The following is a 17,305-nucleotide window of genomic DNA, read 5'->3' as shown; positions in this document are numbered from 1 at the left end:
GGGGAAGGATCGAGGCTGCCGCCGCGTCGACGGGGCGGTCGGGTCGGTCAGGGGTGTCGGGCGGGTGGGTCAGGGCGCGGTCAGTAGATGCCGAACACCCGGTAGAGGAAGACGGTCACGGTGTCGAAGACGCCGACGCCGGTGGGCAGCGCGATGTAGACGATCTTCACGAACAGGTAGGCGAGCACCTGGGGTGCCACGAGTGCGACACCCAGCAACGCCCACGGCTTCCTGTGGCCGGACAGCCACAGGAAGACCAGCGCGAACAGCGTCGAGGCCAGCACCCAGCCCATGACCGCGATTGCCGCCACGTAGCCGAGCACGAGGCCCGCGGCCTGCAGCGCGCGCCGCAGGTCGGTCTCCTCGCCCTCGTCCTCCGAGCCGAGGCCGGGGTCGCCCGGTCCGGGCACCTCGGAGACGGCGGTCGCCGGCGCGGCGCCCCCGCGCGAGCGCCTCGCCTCGACGACGAGGCCCCCGACGGACGCGAGGGCCAGGACTGCCAGCAGCACCTGGGGGAAGAAGGCCGGGCCGGGTCCGCCGGCGGCGCTGTCCAGGGAGACCGTGGCCGGCCACAGCACGGCGACCAGGGCCAGGGTGACGAGCTCCGGAGCCACGCGCACGACCAGCGGCTCCCGACGGACGTCGGGCTCCGGGTCGGTGTCGGCACGCCGAAGCAGCTGGGACAGGGCCATACGTCGATGATGACGACGGAAGCGGACCAAAAGCAAGTTAATGCACCAAGATAGATGACAATGACTCCCGAGGGTAGGGCCGCGAGAACCTGTCACCGCGCGAGCGGGGGAGTGCTTGTCTCGTCAACTACCCCGCTACCCTGGCCCCTGTGGACGGACCCTGGCTCGACGAGGAGCAGCGCGACGCGTGGTTGCGCCTCATCGCCGTCGTCGAGCTGCTGCCGGGCGTGCTCGACGCCCAGCTGCGCCGCGACTCGGGTCTGACCCACTTCGAGTACTTCGTGCTGGCCATGCTGTCGGAGGCCCCCGGGCGCACGCTGCGGATGACGTCCCTGGCCCGCCGCACCAACGCCACGGCGCCCCGGCTCTCCCACGTCGTGCGACGGATGGAGGCGCGCGGGCTCGTGGAGCGCGCCGCGAGCGCGGAGGACGGACGCGGCGCCGACGCCACCCTGACCGAGGTCGGGTGGGAGGCGATCGTCGCCGCCGCCCCCGGACACGTGGCCACGGTGCGCCGCACCGTCGTCGACCCGCTGAGCCGCGAGCAGCTCGCTCAGCTCACCGCCATCGGAGACGCGCTGCTCGACGAGCTCGACCCCGAGCGGCGCATGAGGTTCTGAGCCTCAGGCACGGGCCGTGCGAGCGAGCTCGCGGTGACCGCGCGGTGGCTCAGCCGCCGAGGGCGGCGCGGACCTCCTCGGCGGACGTCGCGGCGCGCAGCCGGTCGACCTGGTCGGGGTCGGTGAAGACCTCGGCCAGCTTCCCGAGCAGCTCGAGATGGTCGTCGCCGACCCCGGCGACGCCCACGACGAACTCGACCGGATGTCCGCTCCAGTCGACGGGCGCCGCGTGGCGCACGAAGGACAGCGCGGTGCGGTGGATCGAGCCCTTGGCCTCGTTGGTGCCGTGCGGGATCGCCAGCCCGGCGCCCATCGCCGTCGACACCGACTGCTCTCGCTCGAGCATCGCGTCGACGTACGACGACTCGACGGCGCCGACGCCCACGAGCAGCCGGCCGGCCTCCTCGATCGCCTCATCGCGCGAGCCCGCTCGCCCCGCGAGCACCACGGCCTCGTCGGGCAGCAGGTCGGCGACGTCGGCCGCGGTCACGACGCACCTCCGGCGGCCCGGTTCCCGTGTGCCCGCTGCGCGTCGAAGTGCTCGCGGAGGTAGACCTCGGCCTGCTTGTTCCAGATCCCGTCGGTGGCGGAGACCAGCCGGGCGAGCTCGCCGAAGCGGTCGTCCTCCGCGGCCAGCGACCCCAGGTCCGCGATCGCGGTGAGGGGGAGGTCGACGTGCGGGTAGGCGAGGATCTTGCCGCCCGTGAAGTCGGGCAGGCCCTGCAGCGCCCCCGGGACCGCCTGCAGACCGCCGACGTGGGTGACCATCGTCGAGGGGTCGATGCGGCCCTCGGCCGACAGCCGCAGGCTCTCCTCCATGTCCGCGCGGCCGCCCCCGGACGTGCCGACCGCGTGCGTGGCCTCGTAGTGGAGGTTGTAGAGGTTCAGCCCGGCGGTGAACTCCTTATCGGTCGGTCCGGCGAAGAAGTTCAGGCAACCGTCGTGGCCGAGCACGGCGTCGCCGGTCTCGACGAGCTCGCGGTGCGCGGCGAAGACGACGACGTCGTCGTACCCCTCGGGGTGGATCTCGCGCAGCGCCTCACCGGCGTCGACCTGCGAGGCGTCGACGTACTCCAGCCGCACGCCCTCCTGCGCCGCCTTCTCCGGCGGGAAGAGGTCGCGCAGGCGGTCGAGCCGCTCGCGGCTGACGTCGACGGCGACGACCGTCCGGCTCCCGAACGGCCCGTGCAGGGCGTAGTCGAGCGCCCCGATGCCCATCGCACCGCCGCACCCGAGCAGCGCCAGGGAGCCCTCGCGCTTCAGGCCCATGTCGTGCTCCCAGACCAGCGGACGCGTGTGGTAGCTGGCGTGGAAGGCGCCGATGATGCACGACATCGGCTCGGCCAGCGACGCGTTGGCGAAGTAGTCGCCGTCGTAGGGCAGCACGCAGCCCTTGTCGACGGCCACCTCGGGGATGACGGTGTACGTCGTGTCGCCGCCGTAGAAGGGATAGCTGTAGCCCGGGCTGTCGCCGCTCGGGAGCATCATCGTCGGCAGCACGGCCACGTGCTGACCCACCGCGAAGTCGTCGCCCAGGCCGCTGCCGACCTGGCGCAGGACCCCGGCGAACTCGTGGCCCGTGATCACCGGGACGTCCTCGATGTCGTCGGGCACGCGCTTGTGGTCGGAGCCGAGCGACATCGCCTTGTACGTCGACAGGCACATGCTGCTGCTCACGACCTCGAGGAGCAGCTCCCGCGCGCCGAGGGCGGGGAGCTCGACCTCGCCGACCGCGACCTGCCCTCGGCCGTGGATGCGTGCGGCTCTGGCGGTGATCTTCTCAGCGACCGTCTCAGCGACCGTCTCAGCCTTCATCGGTGGTACCTCCGTCGTTCTCGGTGCGGCTGTCGTCGGTGGTCAACCGGGCCTGGAGCCGGTCCAGCGCCGGGTCGCCCAGGAAGCTGCTGATCGTCACCAGCTCGACGTCGGGGCGGGCGGAGCGGGCGCGGTCGGCGAGGTCGCGGTGGACCACGACGAGGTCGGCCTCGGCCGGGATGGCCTCGATGGCGGCGTGCACGACGGTGAGGTCGTCGCGGCCGGCGTTGCGGACCTTGGTGCGGAAGGCGCTGGCGCCCATGGCGCTGCTGCCCATGCCGGCGTCGCAGGCGAACACCACGGTGCCGACCTGCTCCCGGGTGAGGGTCGCCGTCGCGCCACCCTCACGGCGTGACGTCGGAGCGGAGGCGCCACCGGCGACGTACTGACCCTCGGCCTTCATCGCGCTCGACTGGTCGGCGAAGGACTGCAGGTCCTCGTCGTCGCCCGCGCCACCGGTGACCTTGAGGATCACCGAGGTGACGACGAAGCTGACGAGCCCGCCGGACAGGACGCCCGCGACGACGCCGAGGTGGTTGCCCGGGGGCGTCAGCGCGAGGTAGGAGAAGATCGAGCCCGGGCTGGGCCCGGCCGTGAGACCGGCGTCGAAGACCATGAAGGTGGCGATCCCGGACATGCCGCCGGCGATCATGCCGAGGATGGTCAGCGGCTTCATGAGCACGTACGGGAAGTAGATCTCGTGGATGCCGCCGAGGAAGTGGATGATCATGGCCCCCGGGGCGCTGTCGCGCACCGTGCGACTCCCGCCGAAGAGCCAGAAGGCGACCAGCAGGCCGAGGCCCGGCCCGGGGTTCGAGGCGACCATGAAGAAGATCGACTTGCCGTCGTCGGCTGCTGCCTGCAGGCCGAGGGGGTAGTAGAGCCCCTGGTCGATCACGTTGTTGAGGAACAGCACCTTCGCCGGCTCGTTGAGGATCGACAGCAGCGGCAGCGCGCCGGTGTCGACGAGCGCGTTGATGGCGTCGAGCAGCACCGAGTTCAGCGCGCTGATGAGCGGGCCGATCGCCTTGTACGAGGCGATGATCAGCCCGAGCCCGAGGAACCCGAGCGTGAAGTTGTTGACCACCATCTCGAAGCCCGACCGGATGCGCTTCTCGAGCACGCCGTCGATCTTCATGATCAGCCACGCGCTCAGCGGTCCCATGATCATGGCGCCGAGGAACATCGGGATGTCGGCGCCGACGATGAGCCCGATGGTGCCGAGCATGCCGGCCACCGCGCCGCGCTGGCCGTGGACCAGGCGCCCTCCGGTGTAGGCGAGCAGCAGCGGCAGCAGGTACAGGATCATCGGCTCGATCGGCTTGGCCAGGTCGGCGTTGGGCAGCCAGCCGGTCGGGATGAACAGTGCCGTCAGCAGCCCCCACGCGATGAAGGCGCCCACGTTGGGGATCACCATCGCGGTGAGGAAGCCGCCGAAGGCCTGCACGCGCGCGCGGTGCGAGCGCCGGGTCGTGCCTCCCGGCGGCGGGCTCGTGCGGTCGGGCGCGTCGGCGCCGCTCTGAGCGCTCGGGCGCTCGCTCGTCGGGGTGCTCACTGGTGTCCTCCTTGGTGGGTGAGGCTGCCGTCGGCGTGCAGTCGCAGAAGCACGTCGACACGGGTCCGGTCGCTGTCGGCCAGGACGCGGATGACGTTGGGGTGGTCGCTGCGGGCGTGGAAGGCCTCGGCCTCGGAGCGGCTGAGACCGCCGCGCACCTTGCGGGCGACGAGTCGCTCGGCGAGGTCGGACGGGTCGGCGTCGACGAACACCACGAGGTCGGCGGCCGACGCGACGTCGCGCCAGCCCGGCTCGTCGAGCAGCAACCAGGTGCCCTCGAGCAGCGCCAGGTCCGCGGTGAGCGGTCGGCGCTCGGGGGAGACCTCGTGGGTGCGCCGGTCGTAGACCGGCCAGGACGCCGCGCCGTCGCTGTCGTTGCGGGCCGCGGCCAGGTCGCGCACCAGGGCGACGACGTCGAACGTGGCCGGCGCCCCCTTGATCGAGCTCAGCGGGGCGGCGTCGGGGGAGGTGTCGTCGGGGTCGGCCGGGTGGTCGGCCAGGTAGTCGTTGCTGTGGTGGTAGCCGTCGAGGCCGAGGACGTCGAGGGCCAGGCCGCGGGCGGCGGCCTCCTCGCCGATGACCGCTGCGAGGGTCGACTTGCCGGCACCGGGCGGCGCGACGAGCAGCGCGAACGCACGGCGGTGGCGTCGCGGACGGGCGGCGACGCGCTCCAGGGCCAGCAGCAGCACGTCGCGGAGCAGGTCGGGGTCGACGTCGGCCTCGACGGGCACGCCGTCGACGATCACGCTCCGACGCGCCGTCGGGCGTGCGGCCGCGGCGCGGGCATCGGTCTCGGGCACGGTCATCACCTCACCTGCTCATCCGAGCGTCATGCGCTCATATGATCAAGTAACGCTCAGGTGAGCGCAGGCGTCAACCCCTTTCCCCCGAACGAAGGACACGTTGCCGGGGCGGACGGACGGACGGCCCGGGACGCGACGGCGCCGGGGCTGGGTCTGACGGAGCCGGAACCGGAGCCGGTCTCAGTGCGCAGCGGCGGCGGGCAGCTCGCGGTGCAGGCGCAGCACCGGGCTCGTGACCTCGGGCCCGCGGAGCAGGGCCAGGGCGGTGCGGTCGTCGGTCACCAGCGAGGTCAGCAGCCCCGAGCGGGCGGCCGAGGCGATCGCCGGGGCCTTCTCCACGCCACCGGCCACGGCGAGGACGCGCGGCGCGCGGGCGAGCTGGTCGACGCTCACCGAGACCCGTCGCTCGTCGAGGGTGCCCGTGACCGGGGTGCCGTCGGCGCGCAGGAAGATCCCGGCCAGCTCCGCGCAGGCGCCCTGGTCGTCGAGCTCGGCGCGGTCGTCGGCGGTGAGGTAGGGCTGCAGCTGGGTGATCGGGGGGTCCCAGGACCCGAGGGAGAGGACGGCGTGGTGCAGGTCGCCGTGCAGGGCCAGCACCCGCGCGATCGCCGGGTCGGCGCGCCACGAGGAGGCCACCGCGGGGGTCGAGGCGAAGAGCGGGCAGAACAGTCCCACGGTCTCGGCGCCCGAGCGGTGGGCGATGCGGCGGACCAGCTCGATCGGCGACTTGGTGATGTCCGTGCCGACGGTGCCGGTCAGCTGCACGAGGGTGCACGGGGGGAGGAGGTCGACCTCCTCGGCCAGGGCGACGAGGGTGCGACCCCACGAGAGGCCCACCAGGTCGCCGTCGCGCACGTGGCGCGCCAGCTGTCCGGCCGCGGCGCGGGCGAGCACGCGCCGGGTGGCCTCCTCGGAGTCCTCGGCCGGCACGACCGTGCACTCCCGCAGCGCCAGGTGCTCGGCGAGGGCCTGCGACATCTGTGCGCGGTCCGGGGCGCGGTCGTGGACCCGGATGGTGACGACCCCCTGCTCGCGCGCCTGCTGCAGCATCCGGGCGACGCGGAAGCGCGAGATCGAGAAGCGGGTCGCCAGATCGGTCTTCGACTCGTCCTCGAGGTAGAAGCGACGGGCCAGGTCCGCGAGCTGGCTCCACTCGGCGTCCTCCACGACCTCACCCCGCTCTCTGCCTGGCACGCACGCACTCGTCGGCCACGAGCCTACGGGCCGGCCGCTCCCGGGTGCGGGTGAGGGCGATCGCCGGAGTGCTGGTCGGGTCAGCCGTCCTGGTGCCTCAGGTGCCTCAGGTGCCGCAGAAGGTGCGGTAGCGCCCGAAGTCGGCCGGCGCGGGCTCGGCGTACCGCTCCATCCCCTCCCGTACGACGAAGGGCTGCGTCACCGCCTCGAGGAGCCGGCCCAGCGGGGCGAGGTCCCCGGAGGTGGCGGCCTCGAGGGCCTCCTCGACGAGGTGGTTGCGCGGCACGTAGACCGGGTTGACGCGGTCCATGGCGTCGGGGTCCGGGCCGGCCGCCGCCCACCGCTCGGCCCAGGCGTCGAAGCCGGCGAGGTCGAGGAACAGGTCGCGGGCCGGGGTGCCGTCGCCGCGTCCCTGCTCCGCCAGCGCCCGGTAGAACGAGGTGTGGTCGACCGGCGAGGGCTGCATCAGCGCGAGCAGGTCCTCGGCCAGCGGCTGCACGACGTCGTCGGCCAGCCCGTCAGGCAGCCCCAGCTTGGCCCGCATCCCGTCCAGCCAGGCCCGGCTGTAGGCGGTGCGGAAGCCGCCGAGGGCCTCGACGGCCAGCTCGACCGCCTTGTCCTGGTCGTCGTCGATCAGCGGCAGCAGCGTCTCGGCGAAGCGCGCGAGGTTCCACTCCGCGACGACCGGCTGGTTGCCGTAGGCGTAGCGCCCGCCGTGGTCGATGGAGCTGAACAGCGCAGCCGGGTCGAAGGCGTCCATGAACGCGCAGGGGCCGTAGTCGATGGTCTCGCCGGAGATCGTCACGTTGTCGGTGTTCATGACGCCGTGGACGAAGCCGACCAGCATCCACTGCGCCACCAGGCTCGCCTGGGCCGCGACCACGCCGCGGAACAGCGCCAGCGCCGGGCGCTCGTCCTCGGCCGCGCCGGGGTGGTGCCGCCCGATCGCGTGGTCGACCAGCCGGCGCAGCAGGTCGTCGTCGCCCAGGGCACGGACGTACTGGAAGGTGCCGACCCGCAGGTGGCTGCGCGCGACCCGCGTCAGCACGGCGCCGGGCAGCACCTCCTCGCGCTGCACCCCACGTCCGGTCGCCACCACCGCCAACGAGCGGGTGGTCGGGACGCCGAGCGCGTGCATCGCCTCGCTGACGACGTACTCGCGCAGCATCGGGGCGAGCGCGGCCTGGCCGTCGCCGCCGCGGGAGAAGGGGGTGCGCCCGGAGCCCTTGAGGTGCACGTCGCGCAGGGCGCCGTCGGGGCCGCGCAGCTCGCCCAGCAGCAGGGCACGGCCGTCGCCGAGGCGTGGGGAGTAGCCGCCGAACTGGTGCCCGGCGTAGGCCTGGGCCACCGGGTGCGCGCCCTCGGGGACGGAGCGACCGATGAGGAAGCGGACGCCCTCGGGCTCGCGCAGCGCCGCCGGGTCGAGGCCCAGCTCGGCGGCCAGCGGCTCGTTGAGAACCAGCAGCTGCGGGTCAGGGGCCTCCTGCGCCTCGTGCGGCACGCCGAGCTCGGGCAGGCTCCGCGCGAAGACGTCGTCGAGGGGGACGCTGACCGCGAAGGCGTGGCTGCTCACCTGTCGAGGCTACGCGCGGCCGGGTGACGGCGTCCGGCCCCTCACGCGTGGGAACACCCGCCCCGGTCCCGACGTTGCAGCGGAGGTGAACGACTTCCACGACCTGCCCGCGATCGACGTCCCGCCGGTGGTCCTCCCCGGTCAGCGCGCACCGGAGTCGGCGTACCGCGTGGCGCACGACCTGCTCGCCCGCCGCGCCCCCGTCGAGGCCCTCGAGGTCCTCGAGCCCGCGCTGGCCGAGGAGCCCGCCAACCGCGGCCTGCGCTCGCTGCGCGCCTGGGCGTTCATGATCCGCGCCCAGCTCGCGAAGGCGGAGGCGGAGCTGCGCAGCCTGGTCGAGGACGACCCGAGCGACGACTGGGCCCACCACGCGCTGGGTCGCACCCTCGAGCGTCGCGACGACCTGGCGAGCGCGCTGCCGCACCTGCGGCTGGCCGCGGTGATGAGCGGCGACCCGGTCCACGAGGCCGCCGTCCGCCGCGTCGCGACGCGGCTCGAGGGTCGGAGGGGCTGAGCGGATCTCCGTCCCTGCTCGCGCCGCGGTGACGGGGTCGTGGGCGCCGCCGGAAACCGGCTGGACCTCGAGCATGGTTGAGGTCCTAGTGTCGGGGGCGTGACCCAGCAGACGACCGCGCGCACCGCAACCACGTCGCTGCTGACCCCCGGCTACCGCGGCACCACGGTGGGCGCCGTCGCGCTCGTCTTCCTCGCCGCCTTCGAGGCGCTCGCGGTGGCGACCGTCATGCCGGTCGTGACCGCGGACCTCGACGCCGAGGACTGGTACGCCGTCGCCTTCTCGGCCACGCTCGGCGCGAGCGTCGTCGGCATGGTGCTGACCGGGCTCTGGGTGGACCGCGCCGGCCCGGCCCGCCCGCTGCTGAGCGCCGTGGGCGTCTTCGCGCTCGGGCTCGTGGTGTGCGGCACCGCCCAGGAGGTGACCGCCCTGGTCGCCGGCCGCTTCCTCCAGGGCCTGGGCGGCGGAGGCCTGAGCGTCGCGCTCTACGTGCTGGTCGGTCGGGTCTACGCCCCCGTCGACCGGCCCCGCATGCTCGGGCTGCTGGCGGCGGCCTGGGTGCTGCCCGGCCTGGTCGGGCCCTTCCTCGCCGGCACGGTCGCGGAGGGCGTCGGGTGGCGCTGGGTGTTCCTGGGCGTCGTCGGCATCGCCCTCGGCGCGGTCACGCTGCTCGTGCCGGGGCTGCGGTCCCTGGCGCCCGTCGACCCCGACCACCGTGACGACCCCGCCGCGGTCGCGGTGGTGCCCGGTGGTCGGCGCGAGGGCGCGCGGCGGGTGCTCCTCGCTGTCGGCGTCGCCGCCGCGGTGGTGGCGCTCAACCTCACCGGCGGGCTCGACGGACTGCCCGCAGTCGCGCTGGCCGGTGCCGCGCTCGTCGCCGCTGCCCTCGCCGTCCGCCCGCTGCTGCCCGTCAGCACCCTGCGCGCGGCCCCGGGCCTGCCGGCCGTGGTCGCCACCCGCGGCCTCATCGGCGCCACCTTCTTCGCCTGCGAGGTCTTCCTGCCCTACCTCCTGCAGGAGCAGTACGACGTCAGCGTCAGTCGCAGCGGGCTCGTCCTGACCGCCGCCACGCTCGGGTGGGCCGCCGCCTCCCACGTCCAGGGGCGTCTCGGGGAGCGGCTGCCCGACGCCACCGCGCTGCGCATCGGCTCGGCGGTCGAGATGTGCGGCGTTGCGACCGTCGTCCTGTCGGTCGCCCTCGGGCTGCCCGCGGCCGTGGTCGTGGCCGGGTGGTTCCTGACCGCGACCGGCATGGGCACGGCCTACCCCCGGACCACGGCGGCCGTGCTCACCCTCAGCCCGCGCGAGCAGCACGGCCGGCACTCGGCCGCGCTGACCATCGCCGACAGCCTCGGCGCCGCCACGGCCGTCGCCGTGGTCGGCATCGTCTTCGCCGCCGTCGGCACCGCCGCCGACCGGGACGCCTTCACCGCCGCGCTGGCGTGCACCGTGGTGCTCGGCGTCGCGGCCACGCTGGTCGCCCGCCGCGCCTGAGCAGGGTGCCGGGGAGGACCTCGGGGGGCCGGGAGGGCGCGGGTGCGCGGGCGGGAACACGCGAGCGGGAACACACGGGCGGGAACACACGGGCGGGCCGCGCGGTTGTGCGGCCATGCAGGTGCGCCAGGACCGTGACGAGACCGCGGGCAGCAGGACCGGACTCGCCGGACAGCTGTCGGCCCCGCTGCGCAGCTTCCTCGCCACCGAGTCGGGCAGCGCCGGCGTGCTGCTGGCCGCTGCCCTCCTCGGGCTGGCGTGGGCGAACTCACCGTGGTCCGACGCCTACGAGTCGCTGTGGGCGACCGAGGCGGCCGTCCAGGTCGGCGACGCCGTGCTGGCGATGGACCTGCACCACTGGGTCAACGACGGCCTCATGGCGGTCTTCTTCTTCGTCGTCGGCCTCGAGGTGCGACGCGAGCTGTCGGTTGGCGAGCTCACCGACCGGCGCCGGGTCCGGCTGCCGCTCGCGGCCGGGCTGGCCGGCATGGCCGTCCCCGCGCTGGTCTACCTCGCCCTCAACCCGTCCGGCGAGGCCGCCGACGGGTGGGGCATCGTCATCGGCACCGACACCGCCTTCATGCTGGGCGCCCTCGCGGTGCTGGGGCCGACGTTCTCCACGCAGCTGCGGATCTTCCTGCTGACGCTGACCGTCATCGACGACATCGTCGCGGTCACCGTGATCGGCGCGGTCTACTCCGACGAGGTCTCGCTCGGGTGGCTCGCGGTCGCGCTCGCCACCCTCGTCGCGCTGGCCGTGCTCGACCGCTCGCGGGTGTGGCGCGCGTCGCCGTACGTCGTGCTCGTGCTGGTGCTGTGGCTGGCGACCGTCAACTCGGGGCTGCACAGCTCCATCGCAGGGATGGTCGGCGGCCTGCTGATCGCCGCCCACGACCCGCGCAAGGACGTCGTCGAGGGCGCGGCGCAGCGGATGCGCGCCTTCCGCCAGTCGCCGGTGCCCTCGTTGGGACGGTCCGCGGTCCGCGGGGTGGCCCAGTCGATCTCGGTCAACGAGCGGCTCCAGACGGTGCTGCACTCGTGGACGAGCTACGTCGTGGTGCCGCTGTTTGCGCTGGCCAACGCCGGCGTGGACCTGCGGGGCGGCGTCCTCGGCGACGCGCTCACCTCGCCGGTGACCTGGGGCGTGGTGGCCGGGCTGGTGCTGGGCAAGCCCGTCGGCATCACGATCGCCGTGCTCGCGGGGGCGCGGCTGGGCCTCGGGCGGCTGCCGCAGGGCGTCGAGACCGGCCACGTGGCCGGCGGCGCGGCGCTGTCGGGCATCGGGTTCACCGTCTCGCTGCTCATCACCGGCCTCGCCTTCGACGACCCCGCCCTCCAGGACCAGGCCACCGTCGCGGTGCTGCTGTCCGCGGTGCTCGCCTCGGGCTTGGGGTGGTTGCTGTTCCAGGCCGGCCGCGTGCTGCGTGGGGAGGGCGACGCCGACCTGCCGCGCTTCCTCGACCGTGACGTCGACCCGGGCGTCGACCACGTCCGCGGCCCGGTCGACGCCCCGCTGACGCTCGTGGAGTACGCCGACTTCGAGTGCCCGTTCTGCGCGAAGGCCACCGACCTCGCGCGCGAGCTGCGCCACCGCCTCGGCGACGACCTGCGCTACGTCTTCCGCCACCTGCCGCTGACCGACGTCCACCAGCACGCCGAGCTCGCCGCGCGCGGCGCCCTGGCCGCCGACCGGCAGGAGGCCTTCTGGGCCATGCACGACCTGCTCTTCGCCCACCAGGACGAGCTCGAGGTCGAGGACCTCGTCGGCTACGCCGGTCAGCTCGACCTCGACACCGAGCAGTTCGTCCGCGACCTCGAGGACGACGAGCTCGACGCCCGCATCCGCGCCGACGTGGCCAGCGCGGAGGCCAGCGGCGCGCGGGGCACGCCGACGTTCTTCGTCAACGGCCGTCGCCACACCGGCCCGCACGACGCCGAGAGCCTGGCGGAGGCGCTGGCCGGTCGGTGACCGCGGCCGGTGCCCCCGTCGGGCACCTAGGATGGGTGGCCGTGCCCCCGACCGTGAGCGTGATCCTCGCCGAGGTCCCGCTCGCCGACCCCGTCGGGGCGTGGCCGCTCGTCGGTCTCGACCTCGTCGGGGTGTTCGTCTTCGCCCTCTCCGGGGGCCTGGCCGCGGTGCGCAAGCGCTTCGACATCGTCGGGGTGCTCGTGGTCGCCTTCGCCGCCGGGCTCGGCGGCGGGATCCTGCGCGACGTGCTCATCGGGGCGGTGCCCCCCGTCGGCGTCTCGGACTGGCGGCTGCTCACCGCGGCGCTGGCGGCGGGGGTGCTCACCTTCGTCTTCCACCCGCGGCTGGGCCGCATCGGGCGGATCGTCACGGTCCTCGACGGGCTCGGCCTGGGGCTCTTCGCCGTGGCGGGCACGCTCAAGGCGCTGCAGCTCGGGATCGAGCCCCTGCCGGCCGTCGTCGTCGGGCTGCTGACCGCGGTCGGCGGCGGGATCATCCGTGACCTGCTCACCGGGGAGGTGCCGCGCGTGCTGACCGACCAGGAGCTCTACGCGATCCCGGCCCTGGTGGGAGCGGCGTTCTACGCGGCCGCCTACGACTCCGGCCTCACCCAGGAGGCCGTGGCGTGGGGGTGCGTCGCCCTGATCAGCGGCGTGCGCCTGCTCGCCGTACGCCGCCGGTGGCGGGCGCCGGTGCCCCGCAGCGGTCCCTGACCCACCCGCTCAGGTGGCGGGCGCGTCGTGGATCGGGTCCTTCGGGAGCCGCTTGACCTTGCGGCCGCGCTTGCGCCGGCTCGGGATCATCGAGCGCATCTCCTCGAGGTTGCCGAAGCACAGCAGCCGGTCCCCGGCCTCGAGCACGTGGCGGTCGTAGGGGTTGGGGATGACGTGGGTGCCGCGCTGCAGCGTGAGCACGGTGATGTCGCGGTCCCGCAGCCCGCTCTGGCCCAGCGACCGGCCGACCAGCTCGGCGGCGTGCTGCACGTGGATCTCGGCCACGCCGTAGCCGGTGGAGACCGTCAGCCGCTGCCGCACGTCGATCTCGGGGAAGGCGACCTGGTTGTCGATGTGGTCGATGATCGCGCCCGCGACGTCGAGCTTGGTGGCGGTCTCGATGCCCTCGAGGCCGGGGGAGGAGTTGACCTCCATCACCAGCGGGCCCTCGAGGCCCTCGAGCATGTCGACGCCGGCGACCCGCAGGCCCATGATCTGGGCGGCTCGGACGGCGGCACGCTCGTACTCCGGGTCGAGCTCGACGCGCTCCACGGACCCGCCGCGGTGGACGTTGGAGCGGAACTCGTCGCCCTGGGCCACCCGACGCATGGCCGCGACGACGCGGTCGCCGACCACCAGGGCGCGGATGTCGCGGCCCTTGCTCTCCTTGACGAACCGCTGGATCAGCACGTTCTGCTTCGTGCTCTGCAGTGTCTCGATGATGGCCTCGGCGACGTTGAGCTCGGGCGCCAGGATGACGCCGATGCCCTGCGTGCCCTCGAGCAGCTTGATGACGACCGGCGCCCCGCCGACCCGCTCGATGGCGGGGATCACGTCCGCGCGGTCGCGCACGAAGGTGGTGGCCGGCATGCCGATGCCGTGGCGCGACAGGATCTGGGTGGCGCGCAGCTTGTCGCGCGAGTTGGCGATGCCGTTGGAGGTGTTGGGCGTGTAGACGTCCATCTGCTCGAACTGGCGGACCACCGCGGTGCCGAAGTAGGTGATCGAGTTGCCGATCCGCGGCAGGATCGCGTCGTAGTGCGAGAGCCTCTTGCCGCGGTACTGCAGGTCGGGCTCGTCCTCGGACAGGTCGATGCCGAAGCGCAGGGTGTTGAGCACCTTGACCTGGTGCCCGCGGTCGAGCGCCGCGGTCCGCAACCGCTGCGTACTGTACGACCGGGGTGCACGGGACAGGATCGCGAGCTTCATCGTTCCTCAGACCAGGGAAGGGGACAGGTGGCCGACGACAATTCCTACACCGTCGCGGGCTGGCGGGAGTGGGTATCCCTCCCCGACGTGGGCGTGACGTGGATCAAGGCCAAGCTCGACACCGGGGCCCGGACCTCGGCCATCCACGCCTTCGACATCACCGAGACCGAGCAGGAGGGCGCGCCCTGGGTGCGTTTCTCGGTCCACCCCTGGCAGGGCTCCGACGAGGACGCCGTGGAGGTGTCGCTGCCGGTGCTCGACCGCCGCGAGGTGCGCAGCTCCTCCGGCCACAGCGAGGAACGCCTCGTGGTGTGCATGGACGTCACGCTGATGGGCATCGTGACCCCGGCCGAGGTGACGCTGAGTCGCCGTGACGAGATGGGGTTCCGCATGCTGATCGGCCGGGAGGCCCTCGCGCAGGGCTTCGCCGTCGACCCGAGCCGCTCGTACGTCGGTGGCCGGCCGCGGCTCGCCGTACGTCGGCGCAACCGGGGTCGTTGATGGCACGACCCTCCTTCGAGATCGGCTCCGTCCGTGTCCGCCCCGGGCGCCACCAGGCCCTCTCGCTGCCGATCACGCGGCTGGTCACCGGCGCCGACGTCGACCTGCCGGTGCGGGTGGTGCACGGGCGCGAGGACGGGCCGACGGTCTGGATCGACGCCGCCATCCACGGCGACGAGGCCGTCGGCGTCGAGGTGGTGCGGCAGGTGCTGGCCGACCTCGACCCGAAGACGCTGCGCGGCACGCTCATCGCGGTGCCCATCGTCAACGTGCTGGGCTTCATGAACGGCAGTCGCTACCTGCCCGACCGGCGCGACCTCAACCGGTCGTTCCCCGGCTCGGCGCGCGGGTCGCTCGCCGGCCGCATCGCCCACCTCATGACCACCGAGATCATCGACAAGTGCGAGGTCGGCATCGACCTGCACACCGGCTCGGACCGCCGGTCCAACCTGCCGCAGATCCGCACCGACCTCGAGGACCCGCGCACCCGCGAGCTGGCCGCCGCCTTCGCGGCACCGGTGATGATGCACGCCAAGCTGCGCGACGGCTCGCTGCGCTCGGCCGCCCGGGAGCGGGGCGCCAAGGTGCTGCTCTACGAGGCCGGCGAGGCCTGGCGGATGGACCAGTGGGCGATCGACGCCGGCGTGCGCGGGGTGCGCCGCGTGCTCGCCGCGATGGAGATGGTCGAGCCGCTCGCGGAGGAGCCGCCCGCGCCGAGCGCGGTGTCGTGGCGCAGCGGGTGGGTCCGCGCCCGCGGCACCGGCATGCTGCACCTCGAGGTCGACCTCGGGGAGCGCGTGGAGAAGGGCGGCCGCCTCGGCGGGCTCTTCGACTCCTTCGGCAAGCGGGTCCGGCTCGTCCACGCCGACCGGCCCGGGATCGTGGTCGGGCGCACCGAGGCGCCGCTGGTGAATTCGGGCGACGCCGTGGTCCACATCGCCGAGGTCGAGTAGCCCGCCCCGCCGGGCCGGGCTGCCGGAAATCGGCTGGATCTCGCGACGGCCGGCTGGAATCCTTCAGGGGTCGGTGGTGTTGAGCCCTCTGGTCCCACTCCGACCACCTGATCCTCCACCCGATCCTCATGCTGCCGGCGACCCCGGCCTGCCCTGCACCAGGAGCTCCGCCGTGCGCGCACCCACGCCGACCACCCCCTCGCCGTACGCCGTGCTGCGGTGGCTGGTGCTGGCGACCTTCATCGTGATCCTCAACGAGACGATCATGGTCAACGCGATCCCGCGGCTGATGGTCGAGTTCGACGTCACCGCCCGCGACGCCCAGTGGCTGTCGACGGCGTTCATGCTGACGATGGCCACCGTCATCCCCGTGACCGGCTGGTTCCTGCAGCGGGTCACGACCCGCACCGCGTTCACGGTCGCGATGGCGACCTTCATGACCGGCACGCTGGTCTCGGCGCTGGCACCGGTCTTCTGGCTCCTGGTCAGCGGTCGCGTCGTCCAGGCGGCCGGTACGGCGGTCATGGTGCCGCTGCTGATGACCACGCTGATGACCGTGGTGCCCGAGCACGACCGCGGACGTGTCATGGGCAACGTCACCCTGGCGATCTCGGTGGCCCCCGCTCTCGGCCCGACCATCTCGGGGATCGTCCTGCAGTGGACGTCGTGGCGCTGGCTGTTCGGTCTCGTGCTGCCGGTCGCGGCGGTCATCACCGTGCTCGCCCTGCGACGGCTGAAGAACGTGGGCGAGACCAAGCCGGGCGCGATCGACTGGCTCAGCGTGGTGCTGGCCGGGCTCGGCTTCGGCGGGCTCGTCTACGGCCTCTCCGGGCTCGGCGAGGGCGCCGCGAGCGCGGTGCCGCCCGTCGCGCTGGTCGCGGCCGGGCTGGTGCTCATCGGTCTGTTCGCGCTGCGCCAGCGCAGCCTGCAGAAGCGTGACGCCCCGCTGCTCGACCTGCGCACGCTGGCCCACCGCACCTTCACGCTGAGCCTGTCGCTGCAGGCCGTGTCGTTCCTGGCCATGCTCGGCGCGATGATCCTGCTGCCGCTCTACCTCCAGGACGTCCGCGGCCTCTCGCCGCTGCAGACCGGCCTCATGGTCGCGCCGGGCGGCATCGCGATGGGCCTGCTCGGCCCCAGTGTGGGATGCGCGTTCGACCGCTTCGGCGGTCGCCCGCTGGTGGTGCCGGGTTCCGTGGGCATCGTGGCCGCGCTGGTCGTCATGAGCCGGGTCGGCGAGACCACGCCGTACGCCGTGATCGTGGGGGCGCACCTGCTCCTCATGGTCAGCCTGGCCGCGACGTTCACCCCGGCGTTCACGCTGGGGCTCGGCGCCCTGCCGGCGCACCTGTACTCCCACGGCAGCTCGCTGCTCGGCACCGCCCAGCAGGTCGCCGCCGCCGTCGGGACCGCGGTGGCCATCACCGTGCTGTCGTCGCGGGCGGCCGACCTTGCCACCGAGGGGGCGTCCCCGGACGCGGCGTTCGTGGGCGGCATGCAGACCGCCTTCACGGCCGCGGCCGGGATCGCCCTGCTCGCGGTCGTCTTCGCGGTGCTGCTGCCCTCGCGCGTGCCGACGCAGCCGGGGGTGGACGCGGCGGCTGAGCCGGTGGCGGCCCCGGCCTGACGCCTTGTGCGGTGGATCGTGACGGTCAGGCCGTCACAACCCACCGCACAAGCAGCGCCGCCGGCCCGCCGAC

Annotated in this window: 16 protein-coding genes and 1 pseudogene; 8 read left to right on the top strand and 9 right to left on the bottom strand. The window is 73.6% G+C overall.

Going from position 1 to position 17,305, the window contains the following annotated elements:
• Nucleotides 1–80: 80 nt before the first annotated feature.
• Nucleotides 81–692: a tripartite tricarboxylate transporter TctB family protein gene (locus tag G7072_RS14285; protein WP_166087470.1), complete on the bottom strand. Its 612-nt coding sequence runs from the start codon at nucleotides 690–692 to the stop codon at nucleotides 81–83.
• A 149-nt stretch (nucleotides 693–841) separates the two neighbouring features.
• Between G7072_RS14285 and G7072_RS14280 the strand changes: the two genes are divergently transcribed.
• On the top strand, nucleotides 842–1,312 hold the full coding sequence (locus tag G7072_RS14280) for a MarR family transcriptional regulator (protein ID WP_166087468.1): 471 nt from the start codon (nucleotides 842–844) through the stop codon (nucleotides 1,310–1,312).
• 49 nt (nucleotides 1,313–1,361) lie between these two features.
• Here G7072_RS14280 and G7072_RS14275 read toward each other — a convergent pair whose 3' ends face one another.
• From G7072_RS14275 to G7072_RS14250, 6 genes are all read right to left on the bottom strand, one after another.
• Nucleotides 1,362–1,802: a PTS sugar transporter subunit IIA gene (locus G7072_RS14275; protein ID WP_346766207.1), complete on the bottom strand. Its 441-nt coding sequence runs from the start codon at nucleotides 1,800–1,802 to the stop codon at nucleotides 1,362–1,364.
• Nucleotides 1,799–3,127, bottom strand: coding sequence for a zinc-binding dehydrogenase (locus tag G7072_RS14270; RefSeq protein ID WP_166087465.1), 1,329 nt, complete (start codon nucleotides 3,125–3,127; stop codon nucleotides 1,799–1,801). The genes G7072_RS14275 and G7072_RS14270 overlap by 4 nt, the downstream gene beginning before the upstream one ends.
• On the bottom strand, nucleotides 3,117–4,682 hold the full coding sequence (locus G7072_RS14265) for a PTS mannitol transporter subunit IICB (protein WP_277343372.1): 1,566 nt from the start codon (nucleotides 4,680–4,682) through the stop codon (nucleotides 3,117–3,119). Before G7072_RS14265 ends, G7072_RS14270 begins: the two co-directional genes overlap by 11 nt.
• A complete protein-coding gene (locus G7072_RS14260; protein ID WP_166087463.1) occupies nucleotides 4,679–5,482 on the bottom strand; it encodes a nucleoside/nucleotide kinase family protein in 804 nt (267 codons plus the stop codon). Before G7072_RS14260 ends, G7072_RS14265 begins: the two co-directional genes overlap by 4 nt.
• A 183-nt stretch (nucleotides 5,483–5,665) precedes the next feature.
• Complete coding sequence (locus G7072_RS14255; protein WP_166087461.1) at nucleotides 5,666–6,679, bottom strand: sugar-binding domain-containing protein; 1,014 nt, start codon at nucleotides 6,677–6,679, stop codon at nucleotides 5,666–5,668.
• 106 nt (nucleotides 6,680–6,785) lie between these two features.
• Nucleotides 6,786–8,252 (bottom strand): protein adenylyltransferase SelO, encoded by a 1,467-nt coding sequence (locus G7072_RS14250; RefSeq protein ID WP_166087459.1) that lies wholly within the window; start codon nucleotides 8,250–8,252, stop codon nucleotides 6,786–6,788.
• Between the two features lie 85 nt (nucleotides 8,253–8,337).
• Here G7072_RS14250 and G7072_RS14245 point away from each other — a divergent pair, with 85 nt between their 5' ends.
• The 4 genes from G7072_RS14245 (at nucleotide 8,338) to G7072_RS14230 (ending at nucleotide 12,942) form a co-directional block, all read left to right on the top strand.
• Nucleotides 8,338–8,766 carry a tetratricopeptide repeat protein gene (locus G7072_RS14245; protein ID WP_206063136.1) on the top strand — a complete coding sequence of 143 codons (429 nt, stop codon included), beginning with the start codon at nucleotides 8,338–8,340 and terminating at the stop codon, nucleotides 8,764–8,766.
• 99 nt (nucleotides 8,767–8,865) lie between these two features.
• On the top strand, nucleotides 8,866–10,260 hold the full coding sequence (locus G7072_RS14240) for an MFS transporter (protein WP_166087457.1): 1,395 nt from the start codon (nucleotides 8,866–8,868) through the stop codon (nucleotides 10,258–10,260).
• A 115-nt stretch (nucleotides 10,261–10,375) separates the two neighbouring features.
• On the top strand, nucleotides 10,376–12,229 hold the full coding sequence (nhaA, locus tag G7072_RS14235; RefSeq protein ID WP_166087454.1) for a Na+/H+ antiporter NhaA: 1,854 nt from the start codon (nucleotides 10,376–10,378) through the stop codon (nucleotides 12,227–12,229).
• A 41-nt stretch (nucleotides 12,230–12,270) separates the two neighbouring features.
• Nucleotides 12,271–12,942 (top strand): trimeric intracellular cation channel family protein, encoded by a 672-nt coding sequence (locus tag G7072_RS14230; protein WP_240916961.1) that lies wholly within the window; start codon nucleotides 12,271–12,273, stop codon nucleotides 12,940–12,942.
• Between the two features lie 9 nt (nucleotides 12,943–12,951).
• On the opposite strand, the gene G7072_RS20265 is transcribed toward G7072_RS14230, so the two are convergent.
• Both G7072_RS20265 and G7072_RS14225 read right to left on the bottom strand, forming a co-directional pair.
• Nucleotides 12,952–13,227, bottom strand: coding sequence for a TrkA C-terminal domain-containing protein (locus G7072_RS20265; protein WP_346766232.1), 276 nt, complete (start codon nucleotides 13,225–13,227; stop codon nucleotides 12,952–12,954).
• 66 nt (nucleotides 13,228–13,293) lie between these two features.
• A pseudogene (locus tag G7072_RS14225) lies at nucleotides 13,294–14,151 on the bottom strand (RimK family alpha-L-glutamate ligase); the annotation flags it as partial.
• A gap of 27 nt (nucleotides 14,152–14,178) precedes the next feature.
• On the opposite strand from G7072_RS14225, the gene G7072_RS14220 reads away from it, so the two are divergent.
• The 3 genes from G7072_RS14220 (at nucleotide 14,179) to G7072_RS14210 (ending at nucleotide 17,232) form a co-directional block, all read left to right on the top strand.
• Nucleotides 14,179–14,652 (top strand): ATP-dependent zinc protease, encoded by a 474-nt coding sequence (locus G7072_RS14220; RefSeq protein ID WP_166087450.1) that lies wholly within the window; start codon nucleotides 14,179–14,181, stop codon nucleotides 14,650–14,652.
• Nucleotides 14,652–15,605 carry a succinylglutamate desuccinylase/aspartoacylase family protein gene (locus tag G7072_RS14215; RefSeq protein ID WP_166087448.1) on the top strand — a complete coding sequence of 318 codons (954 nt, stop codon included), beginning with the start codon at nucleotides 14,652–14,654 and terminating at the stop codon, nucleotides 15,603–15,605. Before G7072_RS14220 ends, G7072_RS14215 begins: the two co-directional genes overlap by 1 nt.
• 172 nt (nucleotides 15,606–15,777) lie before the next feature.
• On the top strand, nucleotides 15,778–17,232 hold the full coding sequence (locus tag G7072_RS14210; RefSeq protein WP_240916960.1) for an MDR family MFS transporter: 1,455 nt from the start codon (nucleotides 15,778–15,780) through the stop codon (nucleotides 17,230–17,232).
• Nucleotides 17,233–17,305 lie beyond the last annotated feature (73 nt).

It is taken from the genome of Nocardioides sp. HDW12B (assembly GCF_011299595.1).
GTDB lineage: Bacteria > Actinomycetota > Actinomycetes > Propionibacteriales > Nocardioidaceae > Marmoricola_A.
This window is presented reverse-complemented; position numbering and strand designations above follow the sequence as displayed.

Excerpts from the sequence above, each read along its gene's own strand:
- G7072_RS14285 (WP_166087470.1), bottom strand. The coding sequence starts at position 692 with ATGGCCCTGTCCCAGCTGCTTCGGCGTGCCGACACCGACCCGGAGCCC.
- G7072_RS14270 (WP_166087465.1), bottom strand. The coding sequence starts at position 3,127 with ATGAAGGCTGAGACGGTCGCTGAGACGGTCGCTGAGAAGATCACCGCC.
- nhaA (WP_166087454.1), top strand. The coding sequence starts at position 10,376 with ATGCAGGTGCGCCAGGACCGTGACGAGACCGCGGGCAGCAGGACCGGA.
- G7072_RS14215 (WP_166087448.1), top strand. The coding sequence starts at position 14,652 with ATGGCACGACCCTCCTTCGAGATCGGCTCCGTCCGTGTCCGCCCCGGG.